Here is a 25,155-nt window from a genome sequence, read left to right on the forward strand (position 1 = left end):
AAGAAGGAAGCTTAAAACCTATAATTATCCGTGTTTTAATAGCTTCCTTTTTTTCGTGATTCCGAAGCGATTCGAACGCTTGACCCACGCCTTAGAAGGGCGTTGCTCTATCCAGCTGAGCTACGGAACCAGCCTTGTTTGCAGTGCAAAAGTACATTTTTTTGATATTACTGCAAAATTTTGCGGTAAAAAATGTGCTATAAAAACCGCTATATGCCTAGCGACATGTACGGTGGTAATCTCAAGGTCGTGATTACGGTGGTTCGGGAGGACGGACAATAAATGCAAAAAGTAGGAAGCAAATGCTTTTTATGATTAGCATTTACTTCCTCCCCGATTTATTTTTCCTTTTTGAGTTCTGCAAAGATAAGTCCTTCTAACTCTTCGGCTAATTCGGGATTGTCGAGAATGACTTGTTTCGCAGCATCACGACCTTGAGCAATTTTGGTATTATTGTAGCTGAACCAGGAACCGCTTTTCTTGATAATCTCCATCTCTACACCCAAGTCTATAATTTCGCCGGCACGTGAAATTCCTTCACCGAACATGATGTCGAACTCTGCGCGACGGAAGGGGGGGGCAACTTTATTCTTCACCACCTTGACCTTGGTTTGCTTGCCCAGAATCTCCTCACCATTCTTGATGGCCTGCCCCGGGCGGATATCGAGACGCACGGAAGCGTAGAACTTCAAGGCGTTACCACCGGTCGTAGTTTCGGGGTTACCGAACATTACACCTATCTTTTCACGTAGCTGGTTGATGAAGATGCAAGTTGTACGCGTTTTGCTGACAGCCGACGTAAGTTTACGTAGGGCCTGCGACATGAGACGTGCTTGGAGGCCTACCTTGTTTTCACCCATATCGCCTTCTATTTCAGCTTTAGGGGTTAGTGCAGCAACAGAGTCTATCACAATGATGTCAATGGCAGAGGAGTGGATGAGCTGGTCGGCAATGTCCAGAGCCTGCTCGCCATTGTCGGGCTGTGAAATGAGCAGATTATCTACGTCCACGCCTAATTTGGCGGCATAGAAGCGGTCGAATGCATGTTCGGCGTCAATGAAAGCGGCTATGCCTCCCATTTTCTGCGCTTCAGCGATGGCATGAATGGCCAAAGTGGTTTTACCTGATGACTCCGGACCGTATATCTCGATGATGCGTCCGCGTGGATAACCGCCTACGCCAAGTGCCACGTTCAGTCCGATGGAGCCGGTAGGAATTACTTCTATTGGCTCAATATTTTCACTGCCCATCTTCATGATGGAGCCTTTGCCAAAGCTCTTTTCTATTTTGTCTATGGCTGCCTGCAAAGCTTTCAACTTACCGGCAGGTGTTTCAGCGCCATTTTCTGTTTCAAAAAACAATTCGTCTTTTTTTGCCATAAATATATTACTATGTTTTAAAGAATTTGGGCGGAATGATCCTTGGTCTTCACCTCTTTGGTGGTGATGATACGTTCTACAACGCCTTCTTCGTTAATGATAAAGGTAGTGCGGAAAGTTCCCATGTATTTGCGACCGTACATGCTCTTCTCTCCCCATACGCCGAATTGCTCCACCAATTTCTTGTCAGTGTCTGCGATCAGACTAAAGGGGAGATTGTTCTTTTCGATAAATTTTTGATGCGATATTTGACTATCTACACTGACGCCGATGACCTCGTAACCGGCTTTATGTAAGTCTGTATAATTGTCACGCAGGTTGCAGGCCTGTGCGGTACACCCTGACGTCATGTCTTTGGGATAGAAATAAAGTACAATTTTTTTTCCTTTGTAATTGCTCAGGCGTATTTCTTCGCCTTTCTCATTGATACCCAGTATGTCGGGGGCTTTGTCTCCTACGTTCATGGCCTTTCGTTATTAAACTTCCAAATCTCCGTCGAAAATCTCATGCCAGGGCAATCCCTGCTTGTTGAGTTGTTCCATGAAAGGATCCGGGTCGAACTCTTCCACGTTCCATACTCCCGGTCTTTTCCAAAGGCCTTTGAGGAACATCATTGCGCCAATCATGGCAGGTACGCCGGTGGTATAGCTTACACCCTGCATGCCGGTCTCTTTATAGGCTTCCTGATGGCTGCAGTTGTTGTATACATAATAGGTGTGCTCCTTACCGTCTTTCAGTCCGCGGATGCGGCAACCGATGGAGGTCTCGCCTTCATAGTTCTCGCCCAAGTCCTGCGGATTGGGAAGTACGGCTTTGAGGAACTGCAACGGAACAATCTTGGTGCCGTTGTATTCCACCTCGTCGATACGTGCCATGCCGATGTTCTGAATTACACGCAGGTGCGTCAGATACTCCTGGCCGAATGTCATCCAGAAGCGCGCACGCTTGATGGTGGAGAAATTCTTGACCAGCGACTCCAGCTCTTCGTGATAAAGCAGATAAGAGTCGCGCGGACCTATATTGGGATAAGTGAGGTCTTTATGAATTTCAAGCGGACGGGTAGTCACCCATTGGCCGTTTTCATAATAACGTCCGTTTTGAGTGATTTCGCGGATGTTGATTTCCGGATTGAAGTTGGTGGCAAATGCTTTGTGATGGTTGCCTGCATTGCAATCCACGATATCCAGATACTCGATCCGGTCGAAGTGATGCTTGGCTGCGTAAGCCGTATAAATGCCGCTCACGCCCGGGTCGAAACCACAACCGAGAATAGCGGTAAGCCCGGCTTCTTCGAAACGTTTCTTATAGGCCCATTGCCAGCTATATTCAAAGTGGGCCACATCTTTCGGCTCGTAATTGGCCGTGTCCAGATAGTTGACGCCACTCTTCAGGCATGCTTCCATGATGGTAAGATCCTGGTAGGGGAGAGCCACGTTTATGACAATTTCGGGTTTGAAACGATTGAAAAGCGCTACAAGTTCATCCACACAGTCTGCATCTACTTGAGCGGTCTGGATGGCAGGGGTTCCGATGGCTTTGACAACGGTGTCACATTTGGACTTGGTTCGGCTGGCTATCATGACTTCTGTAAAAACATCAGGATTTTGAGCCACTTTGTGTGCAACAACGGTACCTACACCGCCCGCACCGATAATAAGAACTTTACCCATTCTTTACTACTTATTATACTATGATCTTGTTTGTGAAAATAATAGAGAGCAAATATAAGGGTTAATTCTCATAAAATCATTATGAAGCGGTTTTAATTTTACCTGATATTGGAACTTACCCGCAATTTTGACCTCTGTCATTTACATTCCGCCATCAAAAAATTAATATACACGATAAAAAGAAACACCGAAGCGGTGCTTCCGCATCGCTGTGGGCAAATGTACCTGTTTTTGCACAAAAAATAGGCCTCTAACCCTATTATAAAGAGTTTTTAAATGAAAGAGCCGTGTTGTTTTATCAAATTTTATTTTGTTTTCCGACATAAATGAATATTTTTGCAAGACTTTTAGAGAACGGGCCAATCAAAATAGACAAACAAGTTAGATAGCCACCATTAGAACATGAAAAGAATTGCAAGCATCTCCCCCCGACAGAACACCATGCGTGAGCTGAAGGATTATCTGATGATTACCTTGGGCATGATTATGTACGACATAGGATGGACAGTATTCTTGCTTCCCAATGACATTACCACAGGTGGCGTACCCGGCATTGCATCCATCATCTATTTTGCAACCGGATTACCTGTACAGTACAGCTATTTCAGCATCAACTTCATCTTACTTCTACTCGCCATCTACATCATGGGATGGAAGTTCAGCATCAAAACCATATTCGCCGTCTTCACACTGACTTTCTTCCTCACCATCATTCAGAAACTGGCAGAAGGCACCAACCTCCTCCACAACCAACCTTTCATGGCATGTGTCATTGGAGCATCCTTCTGCGGAGGAGGCGTGGGCATCGCTTTCTCCTACAATGGCAGCACAGGCGGCACGGATATCATCGCCGCCATCATTAACAAATATCGGGACATAACTTTGGGAAAGGTTATATTGATATGCGACCTCATCATCATCTCTTCCAGTTACTTTGTGTTGCGTGACTGGGAAAAGGTCGTATATGGATATGTAACCTTGTACATATGCAGCTTTGTAGTGGATCAGGTGGTGAACAGCGCCCGCCAATCGGTGCAGTTCTTCATCATCAGCGACAAATATGAAGAGATAGCCAAAAACATCAGCATACATCCACACCGGGGAGCAACAGTCATCAATGCTTCAGGCTTCTATACCGGACGCGAAGTGAAAATGCTCTTCATTCTTGCCAAGAAACGGGAATCCCCCGTTATTTTCCGGTTGATAAAAGACATAGATCCCAATGCATTCGTCTCACAGAGTGCAGTCATCGGGGTATATGGAAAAGGGTTCGACACGATCAAGGTAAAATGAAATGTCCTTTTTCCCAGCGATAAACAATGGAGCGGCGAATAAATGCGGTCAGTTTTTCTGCCGCTTCTTTATCCATATAATCTGTTGTGGCAAGCGTAAACGTCAGTGCAGGTTCCTCAGCGGCAAGTTCGGCTTTCACCAACAGCATATCAGCTTGACGTAAGGCTGCCTGCCGGTATACATCGGACGTATCAGGATTCATAGTCAGAAAATCGTTCATAGCGGGCCATTGGGACAGGAAAGATGAAGACGGCAGTTCTTGCCAATCGGCAGCATAGAACTTTACACGACTGTCGCAAGCCGGAGCGCAGGCCGTAGAGACCACACAAATAACCTTTGTACTATCGTTCATCGGCAAAAGTTTCATTTCCCAAAAACTTTGCGAGGACATCCTTACTTTTATATAATCAGGAGAAAGTGCAGTCATTTCCGATTTACCTCCGAAGCGATTGGTTACCTCAGCTTTCATCTTGCTCTCCAGAAAGTCTATAAAATCAGCACGATTCACAGCAGAAAGCGACGGGCATAATGAATCAGGCATGTTTTTAAAAAACATTTTAGCTTCCTGAGCCAGCAAACAAGCGGTTCCAAGGAAAAGCAGACATATCAAAATGCTTAATCGTTTCTTCATCATATTTTCTTCTTAAATATTTCATTGCGCCATCCGATTGCAAGCTACTCTACCCGCTCCAAACAGCTTTTCACAGAAGTGCCCATATACACTTCAGCCATCAGTCTTTACTCATTTACTGCCCAAATATAGGAAGAACATTCCAATCAACACCAAAACAAGGTCTACAGCCTTGCTTTTTAAATTCTTTTCACGGAAGAAAAGCGCGCCGAAAAGGAAAGAGACGACTACACTTCCGCGGCGAACCATGGAAACAATGGAAATCATGGAGTCATCGTAACTCAAGGCATAGAAATAAACAAAATCGGCCGCACAAAGAAAAAGAGAGATGCCAATGATTGTCCACTCCCAACGGAACGGAGTGCTCTCTTTGCGCCGGGGATACCACAACAGCAGGATGACGGGACACATGATAAAGACCTGATAGACATTGTACCAAGACTGAACCAACATCGGGTTGAGGTGCTTCATCAGGTATTTGTCGTACAATCCGCTGACGGCACCCGTCACAGCGGCAAGCACGATAAAGAGAATCCACTTGTTGTGCCTGAAGTCGATGCCTTCTTTCTTGCCCGAACGGCTCAGCATGAAGAAGGAAAGCACCGCAAGCATCACCCCGATCCATTGATAAAGATTCAGCCGCTCGCCAAACACCAGCATGGCTCCCACAAGCACCATCACCGGGCGGGTGGCATTTATAGGCCCCACGATGGTCAGCGGCAGATGCTTCATTCCGAAATAGCCGAACACCCACGACGAAAGCACAATGAACGATTTTATCACAATGAACTTATGCGCCTCCCATCCCGCCACGGGAACATCGAACATGCTGCCTCGCAAGGCAGAAGGAGCAAAGGCCGAAATCAAGATGAAAGGAAGAAAGACAAAACTTGAGAAAAGCGTATTCAGAAACAGTACCGGCAACACGGCATTGTCGCGAAGCGACTGCTTCTTGAAGGCATCATAAAATCCCAGCAAAGCCGCCGAGAGAAAGGCAAGCAATAACCACATCGGTTTGTTTACAATTTAATGATTTACAATTTCAATTCGACCATACAAAGCCGTAGAAGTCCATACCCACTAACCACTAATCACTAAGAAAAATTTCCTCCGGATAGGCTACATCCACCAGAAACAGCGCATTGCCGGGAGCAGAAGCGCCGGCCCGGCAACGGTCGCGCTGCTCGATGACTTGCCTGAAACCCTCGACGGAGAGTTTGCCCCGCCCCACTTCAAGCAGCGTCCCCACAATGGCACGCACCATGTTACGCAAGAAACGATCGGCTTTAATGGTAAACATCCACGTCACTTCATCTTGCCGCGTCCACCCGGCATGCATGATACGGCAGTTGTTGGTCTTTACATCGGTATGCAGCTTACTGAAGCTGGTAAAATCGGTATAGTCAAACAAAGTCCGGGCCGCTTCATTCATCCGTTCAAAATCGGGAGTTTGAAACAGGCGGCAACGATATTGGCGATTGAAAGGTGTCTTGGCCGTAGTGACATAATAGCGGTATGTGCGTGCCGTCGCGTCAAAACGGGCATGTGCATCCGGCTTTACGGCACGCAGACGGCAGACAGAGATATCGGGAGGAAGAAGCCGATTCAGTTTGTCAGCTATTACAAGGGTGTCCAAAAGCGTATCGCTGTCAAAGTGAGCCACCATAAGAGAAGCATGTACCCCGGCATCAGTGCGTCCCGCACCCACCACCTCCACTTCACGGCGCAACAAGGTGGAAAGCGCTTTCGTCAGGCACGCCTGCACACTAACTCCGTTAGGCTGAATTTGCCAACCGTGATAGGCCGTTCCATCATAAGCCAGATATATGAAATATCGTCGCACGTTCTCTGCTTTTTTCTGAATCATCGGCTGCAAAGGTACGAAAAGAGACGAAAAAAGCCACAAACTGTCTCCGCAGTTTCAACTGTTTGCCTTATCTTTGTCCGGATTTTCATCGCAACCTCATTGGTTTGCATCAAAAAAAAACAGAAAATGAAGACACTGCATAAAAAACATTTTATACCGGTTTTGCTACTTGCCGCACTGGCTGCCACATGCACCCTTGCCGGCTGCAAAAAGAAAGACATGTCGCTCAAGCTGAACCAGCCTCGCAACATCCGGGGCGTCATCAGCTACAAACGTTCTTTCGGCGATTTGAACGAGAAGCATCTCAATGTGGCCCAAGCACTCGGCATACCGCCGGTCTCTTCGCGCGGAGAAGCAGAAAAGATGAAAGAGAAGCTGCGGCTCATCACGACGAATGACCTGTATGCCGTGGATTCGCTGACGCACTCCCTTCCTTATCTCGTCCCGGCAGCGGCAAGCCTGCTGGACACTATCGGCAGCAACTTCCTCGACTCTCTGGCCGCCAAAGGGTTAAACCCCAATAAGGTGGTAGTGACATCCGTGCTTCGCACCAAAGAGGACGTCAAACGCTTGCGCCGCCGCAATGTCAATGCCTCCGAAAACTCCGCCCACTTCTATGGCACCACGTTCGATGTCAGTTGGAAGCGTTTCCAAAAAGTGGAAGATAAAGACGGACGTCCCTTGCAAGACGTCAGCTCGGACACATTGAAGCTGGTACTGTCCGAAGTGCTAAGGGACCTGAAAAAGGCGGAGAAGTGTTATGTCAAATATGAGTTAAAGCAAGGGTGTTTTCACATCACGGCCCGAAAATAAGCATGGCTACTTAGCAAGCCACATGATTCCACGTTTTCAGCCTGCCCTATACTTCTCCTTTGCAAATTCTATACACGCCATTACCTCGCTTACAAAAGCTTTGTCCTACCTAAAATAAGACTATCCTCGTTTTATGCAAGAAAGGTATCATCGACATGGGGATGTTGAGCATTACCACATGGGGATGTCGGTAGCGTCAACATGTGGGTGTCATACATTTCAACACCCGGATGTCATTCATATCATTACTATAAAAAAATAGATTATTTAATAGAGATGGACAGGAAAGATTCAGGAAGAATAAAATAGAACTCTTATTGATGCCCGCTAACCCTTTACAAGCTCCATGCTTCCGGCAGTCACCTCATCTACAAAAGTTTTGTTTTTCTCAAATAAGCCTGTCCTCTTTATAATAGATACCACAGCCTGAATTTATTTTAAACTCCAAATGTTTTTTGCTTTTTAAGACTCTAAATAGCAGGTTAACAATATAAATTAGTAGATTTGTTTCTTATAAGAAATAACATCTTAATAGAAAACAAAAGAAATACAGGTGTGATAAGGAAGCCCGTCTTAGTATGTAAAATTTTAGCTGAACACACTATGAAAAATGTCAATAAAAATATCCTCGTGCTATTGTGTATTTTGCTGTCTTGTTCATTTTATGGAATGGCACAAAACATCAAATCTTTTGATTTTAAAGGAAATCTTTTCTATAATACAATTACTTCTATTGAACAAGACACATTAGGGTTTATGTGGTTAGGATTGGATAACGGTGTCTTTCTTTTTGATGGTTATTCTCTTCAGCCATTAACCCATTCAATGATAAGCGATCATTATGTTAATTTCTTAAGCCACAGAAAGACGACATTGTATATAGGAACTAATGAAGGACTTTATGCCTACGACTATATAAATAACCAATGTGAACTTTGTTCGCCGTTATTGGAGTCCCAGAATATCATAGCTTATCAGTATAACGGCGATTATCAAATCGTTGCTACAGACAGAGAAATCTTCCTCTTCAATTATAACTGGAAATTCATCCGCAAAATAACCATATATAAAGAATCACTGAATAATCATATTACTTCTATGGTGACTTATGGAAATCAAAAAATCTTATTAGGCACAGAATCCGGACTGGTAATCATTCATATTGGTAATGACGGCAAAACGAAAATCGACACTTTATATAGTGGAGATAAAATTGTTCAATTATTTATTGACAGCCGTAAGAAACTATGGATATGCCGTGGTGAAGAAATATTATATAGCAACATAGATGCTTTGGATTCTGTGGGAGTATCAGGATTTAATCATATCGCCTATAATCACGAAGTTATCTCCTTCTTTGAATACGCGAACCAAGTGTGGGTAGGAACCAGAGGATATGGTATTTCCATATACGAATATGACCATAGCGGAAAGGTAACCTTAAAAAATAAATTATTAATAGATAAATCAGGAGATAACGAGCTGAAAAACACTATCAATAAAATCTATAAAGACAAGAAATCCAGAATCTGGATATGTACATTAGAGGGGGTATACTTATACAATGATGAATCCTCTAATTTTCATGTCATCAAGTATAGCAAAGACAGAAAGGATGTTCCCTCCAGCAATATTATTTCTTCCATATACTGTGATGCCAATTACTTATGGTTAGCCACATCCAATGGAATTAATAAAATTAAATGGAACAATAAGAATGACTACACTATTACGCAATATGTTGACCGAAGAAATACAAATGATATAATTGCAGGTAATAAAATCCAGTGCATCACCAAAATAAAAGAGCAAAAATTTCTGATTAGCACGAAAAACGCCATCAAATTTTTTGATTCGGAAAGATGCCTTTTTTACGACGACCAATCACTGAATGCTGCTTTAGAACAATATGGAATGCGATATGTACGTTCCATATTCAAGGACTATTACAATAATATCTGGCTTGCATTCTCCGAAGGCGGAGTTGGCTGCATTAATGCTTCAACCGGCAAATTCACCAGATTAGGCTATCCTGAGAAGGTGAAAGGCAAGCACAGAGCCATTTGCAGGGATAGCAATGGAAACATTTGGCTTTCATCAGACAATGATGGATTATATCGCCTGCAAGTAGATGATGATTTGAAAGTTGTAAGTACAAAGCTATATCATAGAAATATGTTTGGTGGTTCGTGGCTAACGGCTATATACATAGACCATCAAAAAAGAATATGGGCCGGAACAGCAAACGGATTATATAGATACAACATCGAGCAAGATAAGTTTACAAGATTAGAATTCCCATATTCAAGAAAGAGTTCCTATATTGGAGCCATTATACAAGATAACATGGAAAACATATGGGCGGTTAGTTTACATGGTATTTATAAGATCAATATAGAAGATTTGATTGTCTATTATGAATTGAATGTAAATCAAAATATCATAAAGACTTGGTATATTTTAGGAACATGCGTCAACCGCAATGGAGAAATATTTATAGGAGGAGTAAATGGACTCAACTTTTTTAATCCTACTCAATTGACACCAGACACCTATCCGCATAATGTCTATATATCCAGTATAAAGATTCTGAATAAAGATAACTTTTCCGATGAAAAGCAAAACCCCTTACACGAGATTAATAATTCCGGTAAGTTGGCATTATCGTATAAAGACACTCAATTTTCCATGTCTTTCAGTTCTCTCTATTATAAAGATCCGACAAAGATAGAGTATGCCTATATGTTAGAGGGCTTCGATAAAGATTGGATTATTACAGATGCATCAAGAAATAGTGCTTCTTATTCTAATTTAACTCCCGGCACATACATTTTTAAAGTAAAATCAACTAATGCTTCAGGAATTTGGATGGACAATATACGGACTGTTGAAATCGTTGTGGGAAAGGCTCCATGGAGAACCTGGTGGGCCTACTCCATATATGTTACCGTAGTTGTAGGCATCTTACTATTAGTTGTCCGAAACTTTAATTTAGGTTCAAGATTGAAGCATAAGGATGCTTTATCTAAGTGGAAATTGGATTATTACACCCGTTTGTCATATGGCTTTAAAGTACCATTAACCCTGATTTATGCACCTTTACAATATTTACTGAAAAACTATGACCAGTTGACATTTTCAGATATTAAGCACATGCTACATATAATGTCAGGCAATGTATTCAAATTATCGGAACAAGTATCGAAGTTGATGGAGTTCAAAAAAGTATCTTTGGGAGAATATGACGTACAGCTATCAGAAGTGGATGCTATTCCTGTTATCCAAGGAATTTATGATTTATTTATAGATGAATTTGCCACTAAACATATAACTCACTCAATAGAAGGGAACGTGACTTCTGTTACAACTATCATAGACATAACCAAGATAGAAGTAGCTCTCTATAATATCATGGAAGATGCTATCTCTTATATAACAGATGACGGTAGAATTGAAGTGAAATATATGCTTGACTCACATGATTACAAACTGAACGTAAGTATCATTGCATCGCGAAATGGAGAAGGCGAATCTAATATAAAAGAGTTAAACACTCGTTTTCTAATTGCATATGATTATCTGAAAGTGCATCATAGTGAATTATCCATACGCAATATTGAAGGCAGCCAGATGAGAGAATATACTTTCGGCTTACTATTAGGAGGCTCACATTATAGTGCAAGAGAAATGAAAACATTGGATAGAGCGCAATCTGTATCGCTGCTATTACCTGTAACTATTCAAAAAGACAGGACTGTAGATGAATTGAGTCTTGATTCGGATAAAAATCTGCCAATGATTTACCTGTACGAGGGAGACAAAGATATAGACCTTTTCATAAAGTCTGTTTTCCAAGATAAATTTAACGTATCGCTAAAGACAGCTTCCACCGACATAAAGCACATGCTCGACAGAGTCCCCTCTTTAGTTATTTTTGATGTTGTGAAAGAGGACGACTATAAATTTGAGTTATGCCGCAAAATGAAAGAATACCAGATACTATCAGCAATACCCGTCATTTTCATTTCATCGATCCTTTCTGAAATAACAGAACAGAAAGCATATGAAGCGGGGGCTGATATGTTTATTGTAAAACCCTTCAATGTAGCCAGTCTGGATGTAAGAATAAAACAGTTACTTGATGTACGTACGGCAATCAAAGAGAACATTCGAAAAGAGCTGATTATAGACCCTAAAGAAGTACTTATTACATCAGATGATGACAAATTCGTTGCCAATATCATCAACGTTATAGAAGACAACATGGCAGATGTTGAGTTTAACATTGATAAATTGGCCGGTTTGCTAAATATAAGTCGTTCTACCTTATATAGAAGAGCTATAGAAATTACAAATTTGTCGCCAAGTGATTTGATCAGGAAAAGACGCATGCGACGAGCGGCAGAGTTGTTGAAACAGACTTCTTATCCCGTCTCAGAAATATGTTACATGGTTGGATATTCAGATCAACGCTATTTCGGACAGAGCTTTAAGAAAGAGTTTGGTTTAACTCCGAAACAATATTCTCTGCAAAAAAAGATATAGGAATAGAATTGCTTTTGGGCAAAGTTTACAGATACACTAATTGCCTCAGCAAGGTAAGCATATGGATATTCATTATGAAACATCTAGGGATTAATGTTTTCTAAAAAAATCATTTATTATATACCAGGCTTTTTTACGATATCCTTGATCTGAGATTAACCCTTTCCGGTTCCAACCATTTTGATTGAGCGGATGAAAACGATAAGGAGAACGAAAATCAAATAAAATCCAAGGGGCTATACCTGCCAAGTTAGGAATAGAAACAAACATTTCTAAATTATCCTTATAAAGCTGTTCCTGATATTCTTCACTCCATGAACTCGCTACCGTAGCATCTCCATGCCGGCCATATAATGCCTCTCCACCAAATTCGGAAATAAAAAGCGGTTTATCGGGACAGATATTCCAGCTAATTTCAGACGGTTTTAGTGGCCAAGGATGATACCATCCCATGTATTTATTGATAGATATAACATCCAAATATTCCGTAAGTGTATCCTCCAACTCAAATGTGCTGGTATCATTATTCCACTTCACCTTATCAAAAGCAGCAGTAAGAAGCCTGGTGGTATCCATCTTTTGACAATTATTTATAATTTCTCTCAGAAAACTGTCGCGCGGTTTGGATGGGCTTGTTTCATTAGCAATCCCCCAAAAAGTTAAAGCACATCTGTTCCTATCTCTCATTACCATTTCAGAATGCATGGCCAATGCCTTCCGCAAAGTTGCTTTACTATTGAAATCTATATTTTGCCAAAGTGGTATTTCTTCCCAAAGCATGAAACCCATTTTTTCGGCCAGTCTTACGATATACTCATTTTGAGGATAATGTGCCAGCCGTATCAGATTAGCTCCCAATGTCTTCGCTTCGGACAGCAGAGCTACCGCATCTTGTTGAGAGAAAGCCCTGCCTTGCCTTTGGGCTATTTCTTCATGAAAGTTGATACCTTTCATAAAGACAGGATTACCGTTCAGGTAAATATGTTTCCCTTTGACATAAAGATTCCTAAATCCAATCTCCTCCTCAATAGTATCGTTACGGGTAGCCAACTGGACCAAATACAAATGAGGTGTTTGCGGTGACCAGCGCTGCAACCGTTTAACTTTCATGGAGGTTTGAGCCATACCTGTACTATCTGTACTCAACTGCCAGAATACATTCAAAGCGGGAATAGCAATTCGGATATTTTCATTTACACGCTTTTCAGAAAGCTGTACTTTGACATGAATCAAATCCGGTTTATATTTGTCTAATTGTATAAAATAATGGTCAATATAAACTTGAGGAGTTTTCACAATCATAACATCTCGAGTAATGCCACCATAGTTCCACCAGTCATAGAGCAAAGCCGGTATTGCATCTTTATTTCTACTGTTATCAACCTCCAATACAAGAAAATTATTCCCAGAAACAATATGGTCTGTTATATTTATCTGAAAAGGAGTGAATCCTCCTTCATGTGCACCTATTTTTGTGCCATTCAGATATACAGTACTTCGGTAATTTACTGCTCCGAAATATAGAAATATATTTTCGTCAGAACTCCTTTGTACGCTGAAATACTTTGCATACCACACAGTTCCTTCATAGTATTTTAATTCCGGACATTGAGAATTCCAGTCACCCGGCACATTAAGGCGCAGTCCTCCCTCAAAAGCGTATTCTTTGAAATCGAATTTACTTTTTAGAGGTTTATCTTTATAGATGGAATCTTTATGCCCATGCAGATAAGGGTCTATGATCACATCCCACTTCCCGTTCAATAGGGAATATTTCCGACCATATACGTTTGTCATAGCAAGTTGGGCACGTATAATCTGTACCTGATTGCAGCAAATCCATAACAGTAAAAATAAATAAGTCAGCCTCTTTTTCATGGTAGTTGTCAAGTATTGTTTATGGATAAATACAGGTTAGATTGTCCCAATTGTCCTAACCCACATCTTTGTACAATTGACCGAAATATCTATTGCAACAGTTTCTTATATCTGAGTAATGCTTCCACATAATAATAATCAGCATATGTAAGTGGAACATCAACTTCACTGTTTCGAGGTTTATTCCCCACTGAATGTTTAAGAATAAACCCACCATTCGTTCGAGGGGCTGCCAGATACTCATCTGACGAGAGTGTTCTTAACTGTTGACCGGCTACAGATTGAAATTCCTTAGAAAGTTTATCATCATTGACACATTGGCTCAACTCTAACAGAGCAGATGCTATGATAGATCCAGCAGAAGCATCCCTCGGCTCGTCCGGAATATTCGGCGCATCAAAATCCCAATAAGGAATCTTATCTTCCGGAAGATTTGGGTGATGCAGGATAAACTTTGCAATGTTAATGGCTTGCTGGAGATATTTTCCATTCTGGGTTTCTCTATACATCATTGTATAGCCATACAATCCCCATGCTTGTCCACGTGCCCATGCTGAAGTACTTGAATATCCCTGATGAGTATCCATTTTGAGCGTTTTGTTATCTATGGTATCATAATCTACGACATGACATGAGCTATAATCCGGACGAAAATGATTTGCCATAGTTACTGTGGCATGGCTATTTGCAATTTTATCAAACAATGAGTCCTGCGACAATTTATATGCATTTTCCAATAGCTCCAAATTCATCAGATTGTCAATAATCACAGGATACATCCATTTAGGCTTATTATCCCACGAACGAATAACTCCTAAATTTTCGTTATAGCGTGTAGCTAACGACCGGGCACTTTGTAACAAGACTTTTTTATAGTTTTTATTCCCTGTTATTCTGTAACCATTTCCAAAACTACAGTTCATCATAAAACCTAAATCATGCGTATCTAAAGCATATTGTTCTTTCTCAATACGCATCGTATAGTTTTCTGCATATTTCTTCAGCGTTTTATTCCCAGTAGCTTCATAAAGCATCCATAAAGTCCCTGGAAAGAAACCACTACACCACCAATGTGTATCCGATGTAACAAGAGTCCCATCTTTCTCTGTGGTCTTTGGAAGCCTGTCAGGTTGGTCCATTAGACTTGCAGCCATAAATTCGGACTGCTCAATGCTACGTTCTAATCCTTTTTCTATTATAGCACTCATCATATCATTATTATTATTACTGCATGATGGTAAGAGGAGTACCATTGCTAATTCTGCCAAAATCAATGTCTTTTTCATTCTGTTTTATTTTTAGTTATTTTTCCAATCAGTTAACGGCATTATTCCTTTGCGGGAATCAAAATTTCCTTCCGGTATGAGTTTAACCTGTAACACTTCTGTCGCATCGGGATGCAACTCTGCTTCAAATCCGACGAATGTTACCCCCGGATTTTTTGCATCCCAACTATTGGGTGATGTCGCATTCCAAATCTTCATTCTGATCTTTGCCGAAGACTCCACTTCCAATAATAGTTTTTCTCCATTCTGAAAGAGTTGTATAGTATGTTCACCTATAATATCAGGTTGAGCCTCTGTCACCATATTCCAGCGAATGACTGTGGGTTGTCCCAATGTTTTTATTTCATCTCTAACAACTGCGTAGTGCGAATCAACGATGGCTACTCCTCTTTTTACTTCTTTTGCTTGACCTTCATATATCTGCGTAAGATCTGCAATAGCATACATGAAATCTTCATTGTCCTGGAAGTCTGTAATCGTTGCATAACCATTCACATTTTGATATTTGTTGTCAAAAGAGAGTGTATTATGGGCCAGATTATTGTATCTAAAGACTTTCCACCGATCAGACTCCTGACTCTTATTCCATAAATCAAGGCCTTTTGATTCTAATGAGTTGTAATCCTGAGGGCCTAAATCCATGCCCCAACGAGTGTTCTTACTAATAAAGATAAAAGAACCGGCATCCAAATGTGTGTGTCCAGATTGTGCTGTCCCTCCTTTGAACGCAATGGATAATCCATGTTGATAATCCCACGTAGTCCGCATAAGGGCAACAGGAGTAGTTGTTTTGCTTGATACCCATATTCTTTGAGTGGGTCTAGGCAGAATATCCATAGGAGTAGAAGCACCCCATATCAGACCCAATATGGCATATCGATAAGACATAAGCCTCTTTCTGGAAGACAGACTAAACTGATATTTCTCACTCCAAAGAATATCTTTATCAGAAGTCCTATTAGCAAACCAGAACATAGCAGGACTTACGCGACCAGATGATGAACAATCTCCATAGTTGAAGGATTTACCATCAGAAAGCAACATGTTCTGGATAAATTTACCGGTATTTAAGAAACCCGGTTCTTGAGAAAGATTATAATCAGTTCCCATAACCTTTTCCAAGGCATCAATTAAAAGGAGGTTGTAAGTCGTCCCATACCCCCAGTAGGAATAGCCCTCGGCATACGCACCATCAGGAGCATAGACGGACATAGGTAGTTTAACAGATTGAACAGCCCGGTTGATTAACTTATCAGCGAAGGTTGGAATTTTATCATAAATAGCCAAAGCTCCAAGTGTTATTCCACCATTACATACCTGATTCCAATTATTGTTCCGATAGAGCCAGCTATTATAGCGGCTATCCAACGATGGATTCAACCCTTTCATTTCTATAGCTTTCTCTATTTTAATTTTAGTCCGATCACTGATAAAATTGTAAAGCCAGTCATATCCGATAGCCATAGCCGCAGTCATTTCGGCTACATCCAGAAAGTGAGACGGATTCCAATCAACAAAGCCTGCGGCATTATCTAATTCACTTTCCGCCTGTCGGGCATATTTCGCTTCACCGCTCATTCTGTAAGCATATCCTAAAATCAATGTTCTACGCAGAATTTCACGAGACACTTCAAGCAATCTTCTGCCCTGAACAGTTCTTTGACAATTGGGCTTACCCAGAAGATTATCAGCCTCTTCCATCATGAAAGCATGATATTCTTTCCACATTCCATCTGTTTGCACGGCAGAACGAATGACAGCCTCATCTTCTGTTGTCATTATTAAATAGGGATGTTTCCTTGCTTTAACTTTCTTGCTATCCCCTTCTTGAGCCGATATACAAGCAGAGTAGAACATTGCTAAAAATATAAATAGCATATTCTTCATTTTCTTCTCACTTTAAAATAATGCTCCAATAGGTCCTTGAGTCGTGGAAGCTGTTGCCGATTTAGAAGAGGCCGAATAATGAAATGTGAATGTTTTTCCTGATTCAATACCTTCTACTCCGTCTTCATCTACATAAAATGGAAGATCTGCCCATTTGACCATATTACTTCCCATATTCTCAAAGAATTTATCAATATATTCCATTGGCAAAGCTGGTGGATAATCAAAAACCAGCACTTCCGAGAAATTGTCCTTAAAAGTCAGTTTACCTTGCTCTATCAGCTGATAGCCATCATCGGATAAGGCAGTACGCTTCTGATTCCGTGGGTATTTTGCAAACAACCCTTCCATTTCTTCAGAGAAAAAGAGGTTGTTGTTACAAATACTCATATCTATATCTTTAGCACGTTCATCTTTCTTTGGTATTGAAATTTGCCAAAACACATTACTCTTGTTACTCGATTTCCACCCTACATTAGCAAAAATATTATTCTCAATTTCAACCTTGATGGCATAGTTTATTTGTATATGATGCCCGACATTATAGAAGGTAGTATGTTTAATTCCAAAATAGTTTGTGACTACATTATCAAATCGTACGATATGGGCAGTGTTATTATAAAGATAACAGTTATTGATTACAATGCTATCCTGCTCGTTTCCACGTGAATCAATTAATCTGCCGTTGGCCGGATCACTTGTGAGAGCTAAATTACGAACGGTAGAGTTATTCAGATAAATTTTATTATTGACATTGTCAGTACGAATGCAGAAATTTCTGCAATAATCAATAAAACAATTATCAAATTTCAATCTCACGTTTGATGCGTCAATACGAAACAGACGCTGCATGAGATTACCTGTTGCCGCATCCTTACCTATAATATAAATATTCTCAAAAGTGGCACTACCTGCCAAACGGATCATATCAGCATTTAGGGCTCCTTGTGCATCACAAATGGGCTGTATGACTGGCATTTTACCTGAACCTTTTTCCGCCTTAATCACAACATTATGTTTGAATACGTTCTTGCCTTCCATATAGTAAACTCCATCACGACGCAATATATATGTCGCATCTCCATTTTCATTAATAGCTTTTGTCAAAGCGTTGACCGACGTAATACCGTCGTCTGGTTCTACAATAATCATACTCCCCGGATTATCTGGAGAGATATCCAAATCATTGATATCGAGTATATCTTCATTCTCGCAGCCAATACACAAGAGTGGTAATGTAAGAAGCAATCTTATAGTTATAGAATATAGTTTCATGACTTTAGTATTTTAGTGGAACATTTTTTATTTAAAGATATCATATTTGAATCCGATATACGCTGCCGAACCATAGTATTCAACTCTGGACGGATAGTTCGTTATATCACGACGTTTACGATCGGAAGATTGCGTAAAATTAGACAAAGTTGCATACAGAGAGAATTGTCTGGTCAAACTATATTTCAACTGCATATCCCATTTTACGAATGGACGTGTAGATTCCACATCAGCTGCATCTTGGCGATGCTGTTCTGCAATCAACACTCCGTCTTGATAGTTGCAAGATATTCTGCCTGAAAATTTCTTGTAATCATATCCCAAGGAAATGTTGAATAGTAGGGAAGGCTGCTTTAACAATCGGTCTGTATATATAATGTCAGAGTTGGTTGGAAGGAATGGCTTTTCAGTACCTCCGGGAGTAAAATCCGGATTTTTAATTCTTGACTTCAATGTTTCAAAATAATTCATTTTAGAATCCATAAGAGTAAGATTAGCCCCCAATACGACACCTCTCATAAAATTCTTCATTTTACGGAATTGCAGTTGCAAATCAAATTCCAGTCCCTTCAAGGTTGCATTATATGAACTATTTAAAGGATAGGTAATGCTACCACCTGTCAAGCTCATTGGCAATTCAAAATTAGCAGGATCTGTTACTGTACCATTCAACATATAGGCAGAGCGAGTATAAGTAAAGTTTTTAATGTCTTTGTAAAACCCGCTGATAGTAAACAATCCATAATCCGGCTGATAGAACGTCAATATAACATCATAATTTCGAGATAAAGCAGGTTTCAATTTAGTACGACTCCAGACTACTTCATTCACGTTGGGTTTTATGATTGTTCTCGGAGCAAGCAGATTATAATCCGGTCTTGACAGAGTTTCGGTATATGCCAACCTAATATCCATCCAATTTGTTGGCTTCACACGCAAATGGATTTGTGGCAGCCAATATTTATATCTGTCGGAATCATTACTTTTTTCATATTCAAAATCATGTTCCTTATCTTCATTGTCAGGAACATTAGAACCACTGTATGCATTATAATTTAAGTAAGAAAAATCGTAGCGTACGCCTGGTATAAATGTAACATACTTTCCAAAGTTTATTTCACCCATAATATATCCTGCCCAAAGGCTCTCCTTCCCATCATAATCCTTCAGTATTTTTGTAGTAAGGATATTCCCATATATATCTCGGTTTATATTATAAAAATTTCTCATGGCATGATGATCCAGTGCGAAGTCGATATATAAGTCTTTGTACTTATTGTTTAGAAAATCATGAGGTTTATAACCAGAGTCTAAGAAATCCGTGATACCTATATAAGAGCTTTTAAAAGATGATGGGGTTAATCCGGGCATATTCTCGAACACCGGGCCAGCTCCTTCAGACAAATCCATACGTCTATACCTACGCTCTGTTTCAAGGCTTCTCTCTTTTTGGCGGAGCTTTCCACCAATTTTAATGTAGCCATTGACCTTTTCGCCAAAACTAAAAGGCTTCTTCAAATCCAACCATGCACTGTATTCTGTTTCTTCGGCAAATTCTGTATTAAAGACTGCTTCATACAGGTAATATTGCGTTAGGTCATCTTCTTTAACGAATTTAGAATTAGCTATCAAATAAGGGGGCTGATAAGACAATGCATCTATATCAGCTGTAAAAGGGGCATTCAACCGAAATTGCATTTGGTGGTCGTATGGAGTTCTTGTACGCGAACTACTACGCCCTACTCCGAGATTCAAGATAGCTCCTAAAACATTGAAATCGCCTTGCAACATATTCGTAATATTAGTATTATGCGAATTACGGTCAGTTTGTTGAAATCTCAGCCGGGTTCCTTCTAAATCATAACGTTTTTGACGAATATCACGATCTCTGTTCATTCTACTAAAGAGATTGGACATTTTGAGTTTAGAACCTTTTCCCAAGTCGAAATCCATATTCAGATTTACATTAAAACGTTGACGCTTTTCCAAATTTGATTCCAGACTAACCCCTGTGCTCCATGGTTTTGTGTAATCAAACCCAGGAGTAGGCGTATTACCATTTACCTTATAAGCTGCATTAAATGTATCATTGCTCCGGTCTGTCTGATCAGCGCTTGCAGTAAATATGACACCTAATCTTTCACTAAAGAATCGATTGCTTGCCATGATACCACCTTTATATCGCCCCATTCCATTTATTTGTGAATGGTAACCTGTTTCTCCGGTTACATTAAATTTAAAGTTTCTCGGAGCATCTTTCATTATTAGGTTTACTGTTCCTCCTAATCCATCGGCATCCTTATCGGCCGTACTGGCTTTCAGTACTTCAGCCCCGGCAATCATGTCCGGCGAAATCATATTCAAGTCAGTACTCCGATCGGTACTACTCGTTGATGGCGCATTCATACCGTTAATAGCTACCGAGTTATACTTAGGATCCAAACCACGTATGATGATTTTTTGACCTTCTCCTCCATCACGTTGAATCATTAAACCAGGAAGGCGCCCAATAGCATCAGCAACATTTACATCCGGAAGTTCACGCAACTTTTCTTCAGATACAGCATTCATAATACCTGTTGCATTTAATTGACTTTTAATTGCCGCAGTCTGTCCCTTGGCTTGAGCACTGATCACTACTTCTTTCAACATATGATTATCCGGATGCATAACGAGATTCAGTGTTTTCACTTCATTAGATTTTAAATCTATATCAAATTCGCGCACTTGATATCCCATGAAAGAAAATTGGATTGTCTGTTTACCTTTAGGCATGAATAAGGTATATTGCCCATTGGCATCTGTTATTGTTCCTTTATTCGAGCCTTTTAACATGACGGTCGCACCTATTAAAAAGTCTTTAGTCTCACTATCTGTAACGACACCCGTAATTGTAGCATTCTGAGCCACTAAGCCTGCTCCTATACATAGGAATAATAAAAAAAGCAATCTTGTCTTCATAAGCGTATAAAATTTAATGGTCATAGTGCAAATTTAAAGGTTAATTAGTTGGGAAATGTCGAGAATAAAAGCAATATATATCTATTACCGTCCTTTTTAAGGGCGAAAGCACCTAAAAACAGGTCAAAAAATGTAGAATATCGGGTCAAGAGTTATCTTAAAGCTTTCAAAATAACTTTCCCTATTATGCTTCACCCATCCTAAGACCTAAATAAATCTTAGGATGCGTGAAGCATAATAGGGAAAGAGGGGCATTAATAATATCTTCCTGTTTTTACTTAAAAACGGTAAATCTCAATCTTTTACAAAGAGCTCCATGCTTCCGGCAGGCAGGCAACCACATTGCCCGCTGTCATACCCATGACTCCATGCTTTCTGCAAGCCACGTCCCCGGCCAGTCCGTGCACATACGCACCTAAGCGTGCGGCCGTTTCGGTTTCATATCCCTGTGCCAGCAAAGCCAGCAGCACTCCCGCCAGCACATCTCCGCAACCTCCCGTGGCCATTCCCGGATTTCCCGTGATATTGAAGCAACACTTGCCCGAAGGGGTGATGACGGCAGAGTAAGCGCCCTTCAGAATGATATGCACCCCGGCAGTTTCGGCCAGTTCGCGTGCTTTCATCAACCGCTCGTAAGAGTTCTGACACTTCCCCACCAGACGTTCCAACTCTTTGGGATGCGGCGTAAGGATACTGCCCTCCGGCAGTCGCGCTATGCAACTGCGATTCCTGCCCAAAAGATTCAAAGCGTCGGCATCCACCACCATAGGAGCCCGGCAAGATTCAATCAGCTCAAGCAAAGCCTTTTCAGTCTCTGCCGACTGCCCCAATCCCGGCCCTACGCCCACAGCCTGATAGTCGTCCGTATCAGTGGGCGAGGCAAAACATGTATCGCTCACGTCCAGTTCGGTCATAGCCTCGGGCACGGCAGTCTGCACAATGAGCTGATTGCAAAATGGCACATGCAACGTCAGCAATCCTACACCCGAGCGCAGACAAGCCTGTGCCGCCAGCACCGAAGCGCCTGCCATCCCCTGCGAACCGGCAATCAGCAAGGCATGCCCGAAGTTTCCTTTATGAGCAAAACGGCTACGGAGCTTCAGGCATCCGGACATCGCTTCGCTTTCTGACAGATAATAGTCCGTCTCCATCTCCTCCATGCCTTCTTTGTCAAGTCCTATGTCCAGGAGTTGCCATTCGCCAACAAAAGGCTCGTTCTCTGCAAAAAGGAAAGCCAGTTTCGGCAATTGCAGGCTCAAAGTCAGATTGGCACGGATGATATTAGATGGCACATTGTAGCCGTTGTCTTCTCCCATCAGCCCCGATGGAATGTCAATGGCCACCACCGTGGCGGGTGAAGCGTTGACGTACTTCACCACTGCGGCAAACCCACCGCTTAGCGGTTTGTTCAGTCCGCTGCCAAACAAGCCGTCTATAACCACATGCCCGGCAGTCAGCACCGGTGGGAGAAACTCGCTGGTGATTTCATGAAAAACGACTTCCGACATTCCTTTCAATCTATTCCGGTTCGTCTCACAGCCTTGAGAAAGCGAACCTTTCGTGTTGAACAGATAAACCTCCGGCCTAAATCCTTTTTCAGCCAAAAGCCGGGACACAGCCAGTGCATCGCCTCCGTTATTGCCGGGACCGGCAAAGACAATAAATGGCGTGTCGGCATCCCAACGCTCTGCAATGGCTTCGGCCAATGCCTGCGAAGCCCGCTCCATCAAGTCGATGGAAGGAATCTGCTCATGTTCTATGGTATATGCATCCAACTGCTTGATGCTTGCGGCAGGAAAAATTTTCATGATACATTGTCGTATATTGATTGCAAAGCAAAGGTAAGGCGAATAGTTAGAAAAAACAAAAGAAAGGATAATGAATGAAAGATAGTACCAACGGAAATCTTTGAAAAAGCGCTAAAAGCTAAAAAGGCCTATTCACCCTGTTTTTTACCAAAAGAATCGTTACGAGCACATTTTTCAATATATTCTTTAGCCATCGCTTTCATTCGCAACGTTCTTGTTCCTGCTTTCTTTCCCTGAAAATTCAATAAAGTCATCGCTTCCCTACATGTTATAAGCCGCCTGCTGATAACATTGTTCCGCTTCAGCGACAGTCCCTTTCCGCTCAAAGCAATCGCCCATATCGCAATACAACTTACAAGAGGGTATTAGCTCTGCCGTTGCCCGTAATATCTCTCCTGCCTTGTTGTCCGGAAGGTTCCGGGCGGCATATCGGGCATAAGCGTTCATAAAAAGCGGATTAAAGCGGAATCGGCAATAATGATTATTCAAAAGATTGCGTGCACTTTGATGAAACTCTGTCTCGCGTTCATAACGCAGATTTCGCATGGCGACCATACACTCTCCATACGCCCTGAACGACCATAGAGATATCCCACCAACCACGAAAAGTACAGTAAGAAAAAGCCCCACTCTAACAACTTTCTCTATATATATTCTACCGTCCTCCTCTGCTCTCATCATCCCCCACAAAGCGACACACAGCAACATCAACGGAAACATGGCAGACGGATATGAGAACAGAGCAAGAACTCCTAAAGATAGGATAGCCGACTTGCATATAAAAACGAAAAGCCGCCTGCGGAGTCTGCTCCGCAGGCGGCTTTCGCCTTTTCCGTTCCGTTTGCGGTGTGTTTCCCCCGCGCGGCAGCGGTCATTCTCCCGGTTCGCCCAGCAGGCGGACGATGGCCTCGTGCTGCAACGGTGTCAGCGCCCGTTGTCGCGGGCGGAAGTGCAGCTCCTCGAGCCGCCTTTTCAGTTCCGTGTTCAGCTCTATCCACCGGCGCAGCTGCGTGCCCGTGCTGCGGGGCGTGCTCCGGGGGAAGTAGGCTTGCGCCAAGTCGCTCATGTAGATTGCTTTCATTTCGGTTGAAATCTTTTCTGATACTAACCACTTATCATTAATCGCTAACCGCTACCCCAACGGGTTCTCCCCCTGGCCTCCCGGGGTGCCTCCTCCCTGTTCGGGAGTGCCTCCGCCCGGTTTCTCCTCTTTCTTCTTTTTCTTCTCCTGCTCGAACGGGAGCCACTCGATGCCGTCGGCCACGATGGCGCGGGTCACCTGTCTGGCTCCCCGCGGACGGGTGAACTCGGGCACGAAGCGCACGCGCACGCCCCTGATGAGTTTGGCGCCCACCTCTTCGGGCTTCTCGGTGGTCAGGCTGCGGGCGGTGTAGCGGAACGTGCCCAGGCCCTCGAGCTGCACGCTGCGTCCTTGCGCCATGTAGTCGGCCATCACCCCTGCCAGGTCCATGAGCACGGCGTAGACGTCGGAACGGGTTACGGTGCATTGCTTCGACAGGCGCTCGGCGATGACCTTCGTGCCCACGGGTGCGCCTTTCACCACGGCCTGGGCGTAATACTTCTTCGCTTTTTTCAGGTAAGTTTTCTTGTAGAACATAATACTGTGTTTTGTTTAGATTCATGTCCCCCGAAACGGTTGTGCACGGAGTGGCGGTTCGAGGGGCACAGACCGCCGCTCCGAGGGGCACGGGGTGGCGGTCTGTCGTCGCCGCCTTTCCGCCGTGCGCCTTGCAAAGGTGCCCAAAACACGCCCCGCCGTGTGGGCAAGCGTGTTTTAGCGTGCCGATTTTTGAATTATTGTGCGTTTATCGCTACCTTTGCGTTGACAGACAAGGGTTTTC

Annotated in this window: 19 protein-coding genes and 1 tRNA gene; 3 read left to right on the forward strand and 17 right to left on the reverse strand. The window is 42.3% G+C overall.

Going from position 1 to position 25,155, the window contains the following annotated elements; translation table 11 throughout:
• Positions 1-56: 56 nt before the first annotated feature.
• The 4 genes from C4H11_RS12265 to C4H11_RS12280 all read right to left on the reverse strand — a co-directional run bounded on the left by C4H11_RS12265 (position 57) and on the right by C4H11_RS12280 (position 3,049).
• Positions 57-130, reverse strand: a tRNA-Arg gene (locus tag C4H11_RS12265).
• Between the two features lie 208 nt (positions 131-338).
• Positions 339-1,379: a recombinase RecA gene (gene recA, locus C4H11_RS12270; protein ID WP_106042423.1), complete on the reverse strand. Its 1,041-nt coding sequence runs from the start codon at positions 1,377-1,379 to the stop codon at positions 339-341.
• A 17-nt stretch (positions 1,380-1,396) separates the two neighbouring features.
• Positions 1,397-1,843 (reverse strand): thioredoxin-dependent thiol peroxidase, encoded by a 447-nt coding sequence (gene bcp / locus C4H11_RS12275; RefSeq protein ID WP_106042425.1) that lies wholly within the window; start codon positions 1,841-1,843, stop codon positions 1,397-1,399.
• A gap of 12 nt (positions 1,844-1,855) precedes the next feature.
• Positions 1,856-3,049: a saccharopine dehydrogenase family protein gene (locus tag C4H11_RS12280; RefSeq protein ID WP_106042427.1), complete on the reverse strand. Its 1,194-nt coding sequence runs from the start codon at positions 3,047-3,049 to the stop codon at positions 1,856-1,858.
• Positions 3,050-3,451: 402 nt separating this feature from the next.
• Here C4H11_RS12280 and C4H11_RS12285 point away from each other — a divergent pair, with 402 nt between their 5' ends.
• Complete coding sequence (locus C4H11_RS12285; RefSeq protein WP_106042429.1) at positions 3,452-4,342, forward strand: YitT family protein; 891 nt, start codon at positions 3,452-3,454, stop codon at positions 4,340-4,342.
• On the opposite strand, the gene C4H11_RS12290 is transcribed toward C4H11_RS12285, so the two are convergent.
• The 3 genes from C4H11_RS12290 to truA all read right to left on the reverse strand — a co-directional run bounded on the left by C4H11_RS12290 (position 4,329) and on the right by truA (position 6,816).
• The gene (locus C4H11_RS12290; RefSeq protein WP_234819828.1) at positions 4,329-4,883 is read right to left on the reverse strand and encodes a DUF3256 family protein; all 555 of its coding nucleotides are present in this window, start codon (positions 4,881-4,883) and stop codon (positions 4,329-4,331) included. The genes C4H11_RS12285 and C4H11_RS12290 overlap by 14 nt on opposite strands.
• A 201-nt stretch (positions 4,884-5,084) precedes the next feature.
• A complete protein-coding gene (locus C4H11_RS12295) occupies positions 5,085-5,984 on the reverse strand; it encodes a DMT family transporter (RefSeq protein ID WP_106042431.1) in 900 nt (299 codons plus the stop codon).
• 76 nt (positions 5,985-6,060) lie between these two features.
• Complete coding sequence (gene truA, locus C4H11_RS12300) at positions 6,061-6,816, reverse strand: tRNA pseudouridine(38-40) synthase TruA (RefSeq protein WP_106043410.1); 756 nt, start codon at positions 6,814-6,816, stop codon at positions 6,061-6,063.
• 150 nt (positions 6,817-6,966) lie between these two features.
• Between truA and C4H11_RS12305 the strand changes: the two genes are divergently transcribed.
• Positions 6,967-7,653: a DUF5715 family protein gene (locus C4H11_RS12305; protein WP_106042433.1), complete on the forward strand. Its 687-nt coding sequence runs from the start codon at positions 6,967-6,969 to the stop codon at positions 7,651-7,653.
• Positions 7,654-8,256: 603 nt separating this feature from the next.
• Positions 8,257-12,198 (forward strand): helix-turn-helix domain-containing protein, encoded by a 3,942-nt coding sequence (locus tag C4H11_RS12310; protein ID WP_106043412.1) that lies wholly within the window; start codon positions 8,257-8,259, stop codon positions 12,196-12,198.
• A gap of 90 nt (positions 12,199-12,288) precedes the next feature.
• Here C4H11_RS12310 and C4H11_RS12315 read toward each other — a convergent pair whose 3' ends face one another.
• From C4H11_RS12315 to C4H11_RS12355, 10 genes are all read right to left on the reverse strand, one after another.
• The gene (locus C4H11_RS12315; protein WP_106042435.1) at positions 12,289-14,076 is read right to left on the reverse strand and encodes a glycoside hydrolase family 2 protein; all 1,788 of its coding nucleotides are present in this window, start codon (positions 14,074-14,076) and stop codon (positions 12,289-12,291) included.
• Positions 14,077-14,165: 89 nt separating this feature from the next.
• Positions 14,166-15,362 (reverse strand): glycoside hydrolase family 88 protein, encoded by a 1,197-nt coding sequence (locus C4H11_RS12320; RefSeq protein WP_106042437.1) that lies wholly within the window; start codon positions 15,360-15,362, stop codon positions 14,166-14,168.
• Positions 15,363-15,374: 12 nt separating this feature from the next.
• Positions 15,375-17,249: a heparinase II/III domain-containing protein gene (locus tag C4H11_RS12325; protein ID WP_106042439.1), complete on the reverse strand. Its 1,875-nt coding sequence runs from the start codon at positions 17,247-17,249 to the stop codon at positions 15,375-15,377.
• Positions 17,250-17,261: 12 nt separating this feature from the next.
• On the reverse strand, positions 17,262-18,524 hold the full coding sequence (locus C4H11_RS12330) for a DUF4957 domain-containing protein (RefSeq protein WP_106042441.1): 1,263 nt from the start codon (positions 18,522-18,524) through the stop codon (positions 17,262-17,264).
• Between the two features lie 27 nt (positions 18,525-18,551).
• Positions 18,552-21,485 (reverse strand): TonB-dependent receptor, encoded by a 2,934-nt coding sequence (locus C4H11_RS12335; RefSeq protein ID WP_106043414.1) that lies wholly within the window; start codon positions 21,483-21,485, stop codon positions 18,552-18,554.
• Between the two features lie 302 nt (positions 21,486-21,787).
• Positions 21,788-23,293: an NAD(P)H-hydrate dehydratase gene (locus C4H11_RS12340; protein ID WP_106042443.1), complete on the reverse strand. Its 1,506-nt coding sequence runs from the start codon at positions 23,291-23,293 to the stop codon at positions 21,788-21,790.
• Positions 23,294-23,421: 128 nt separating this feature from the next.
• Positions 23,422-23,547 (reverse strand): hypothetical protein, encoded by a 126-nt coding sequence (locus C4H11_RS14610; RefSeq protein ID WP_262494819.1) that lies wholly within the window; start codon positions 23,545-23,547, stop codon positions 23,422-23,424.
• Positions 23,548-23,554: 7 nt separating this feature from the next.
• Positions 23,555-24,013: a hypothetical protein gene (locus tag C4H11_RS12345; protein ID WP_106042446.1), complete on the reverse strand. Its 459-nt coding sequence runs from the start codon at positions 24,011-24,013 to the stop codon at positions 23,555-23,557.
• Between the two features lie 151 nt (positions 24,014-24,164).
• Complete coding sequence (locus C4H11_RS12350) at positions 24,165-24,374, reverse strand: DUF4248 domain-containing protein (RefSeq protein WP_106042448.1); 210 nt, start codon at positions 24,372-24,374, stop codon at positions 24,165-24,167.
• A gap of 51 nt (positions 24,375-24,425) precedes the next feature.
• Entirely contained in the window at positions 24,426-24,911 is a 486-nt protein-coding gene (locus C4H11_RS12355) for an HU family DNA-binding protein (protein WP_106042451.1), read from the reverse strand.
• Positions 24,912-25,155 lie beyond the last annotated feature (244 nt).

The organism is Bacteroides zoogleoformans (genome assembly GCF_002998435.1).
Classification (GTDB): domain Bacteria; phylum Bacteroidota; class Bacteroidia; order Bacteroidales; family Bacteroidaceae; genus Bacteroides; species Bacteroides zoogleoformans.

Bases quoted from the DNA above. Each gene is read 5' to 3' on its own strand.
- recA (WP_106042423.1), bottom strand. From the start codon at position 1,379: ATGGCAAAAAAAGACGAATTGTTTTTTGAAACAGAAAATGGCGCTGAA.
- bcp (WP_106042425.1), bottom strand. From the start codon at position 1,843: ATGAACGTAGGAGACAAAGCCCCCGACATACTGGGTATCAATGAGAAA.
- C4H11_RS12280 (WP_106042427.1), bottom strand. From the start codon at position 3,049: ATGGGTAAAGTTCTTATTATCGGTGCGGGCGGTGTAGGTACCGTTGTT.
- C4H11_RS12285 (WP_106042429.1), top strand. From the start codon at position 3,452: ATGAAAAGAATTGCAAGCATCTCCCCCCGACAGAACACCATGCGTGAG.
- C4H11_RS12290 (WP_234819828.1), bottom strand. From the start codon at position 4,883: ATGCCTGATTCATTATGCCCGTCGCTTTCTGCTGTGAATCGTGCTGAT.
- C4H11_RS12295 (WP_106042431.1), bottom strand. From the start codon at position 5,984: ATGTGGTTATTGCTTGCCTTTCTCTCGGCGGCTTTGCTGGGATTTTAT.
- C4H11_RS12305 (WP_106042433.1), top strand. From the start codon at position 6,967: ATGAAGACACTGCATAAAAAACATTTTATACCGGTTTTGCTACTTGCC.
- C4H11_RS12310 (WP_106043412.1), top strand. From the start codon at position 8,257: ATGAAAAATGTCAATAAAAATATCCTCGTGCTATTGTGTATTTTGCTG.
- C4H11_RS12315 (WP_106042435.1), bottom strand. From the start codon at position 14,076: ATGAAAAAGAGGCTGACTTATTTATTTTTACTGTTATGGATTTGCTGC.
- C4H11_RS12320 (WP_106042437.1), bottom strand. From the start codon at position 15,362: ATGAAAAAGACATTGATTTTGGCAGAATTAGCAATGGTACTCCTCTTA.
- C4H11_RS12325 (WP_106042439.1), bottom strand. From the start codon at position 17,249: ATGAAGAATATGCTATTTATATTTTTAGCAATGTTCTACTCTGCTTGT.
- C4H11_RS12330 (WP_106042441.1), bottom strand. From the start codon at position 18,524: ATGAAACTATATTCTATAACTATAAGATTGCTTCTTACATTACCACTC.
- C4H11_RS12335 (WP_106043414.1), bottom strand. From the start codon at position 21,485: ATGAAGACAAGATTGCTTTTTTTATTATTCCTATGTATAGGAGCAGGC.
- C4H11_RS12340 (WP_106042443.1), bottom strand. From the start codon at position 23,293: ATGAAAATTTTTCCTGCCGCAAGCATCAAGCAGTTGGATGCATATACC.
- C4H11_RS14610 (WP_262494819.1), bottom strand. From the start codon at position 23,547: ATGACTTTATTGAATTTTCAGGGAAAGAAAGCAGGAACAAGAACGTTG.
- C4H11_RS12345 (WP_106042446.1), bottom strand. From the start codon at position 24,013: ATGTTTCCGTTGATGTTGCTGTGTGTCGCTTTGTGGGGGATGATGAGA.
- C4H11_RS12350 (WP_106042448.1), bottom strand. From the start codon at position 24,374: ATGAAAGCAATCTACATGAGCGACTTGGCGCAAGCCTACTTCCCCCGG.
- C4H11_RS12355 (WP_106042451.1), bottom strand. From the start codon at position 24,911: ATGTTCTACAAGAAAACTTACCTGAAAAAAGCGAAGAAGTATTACGCC.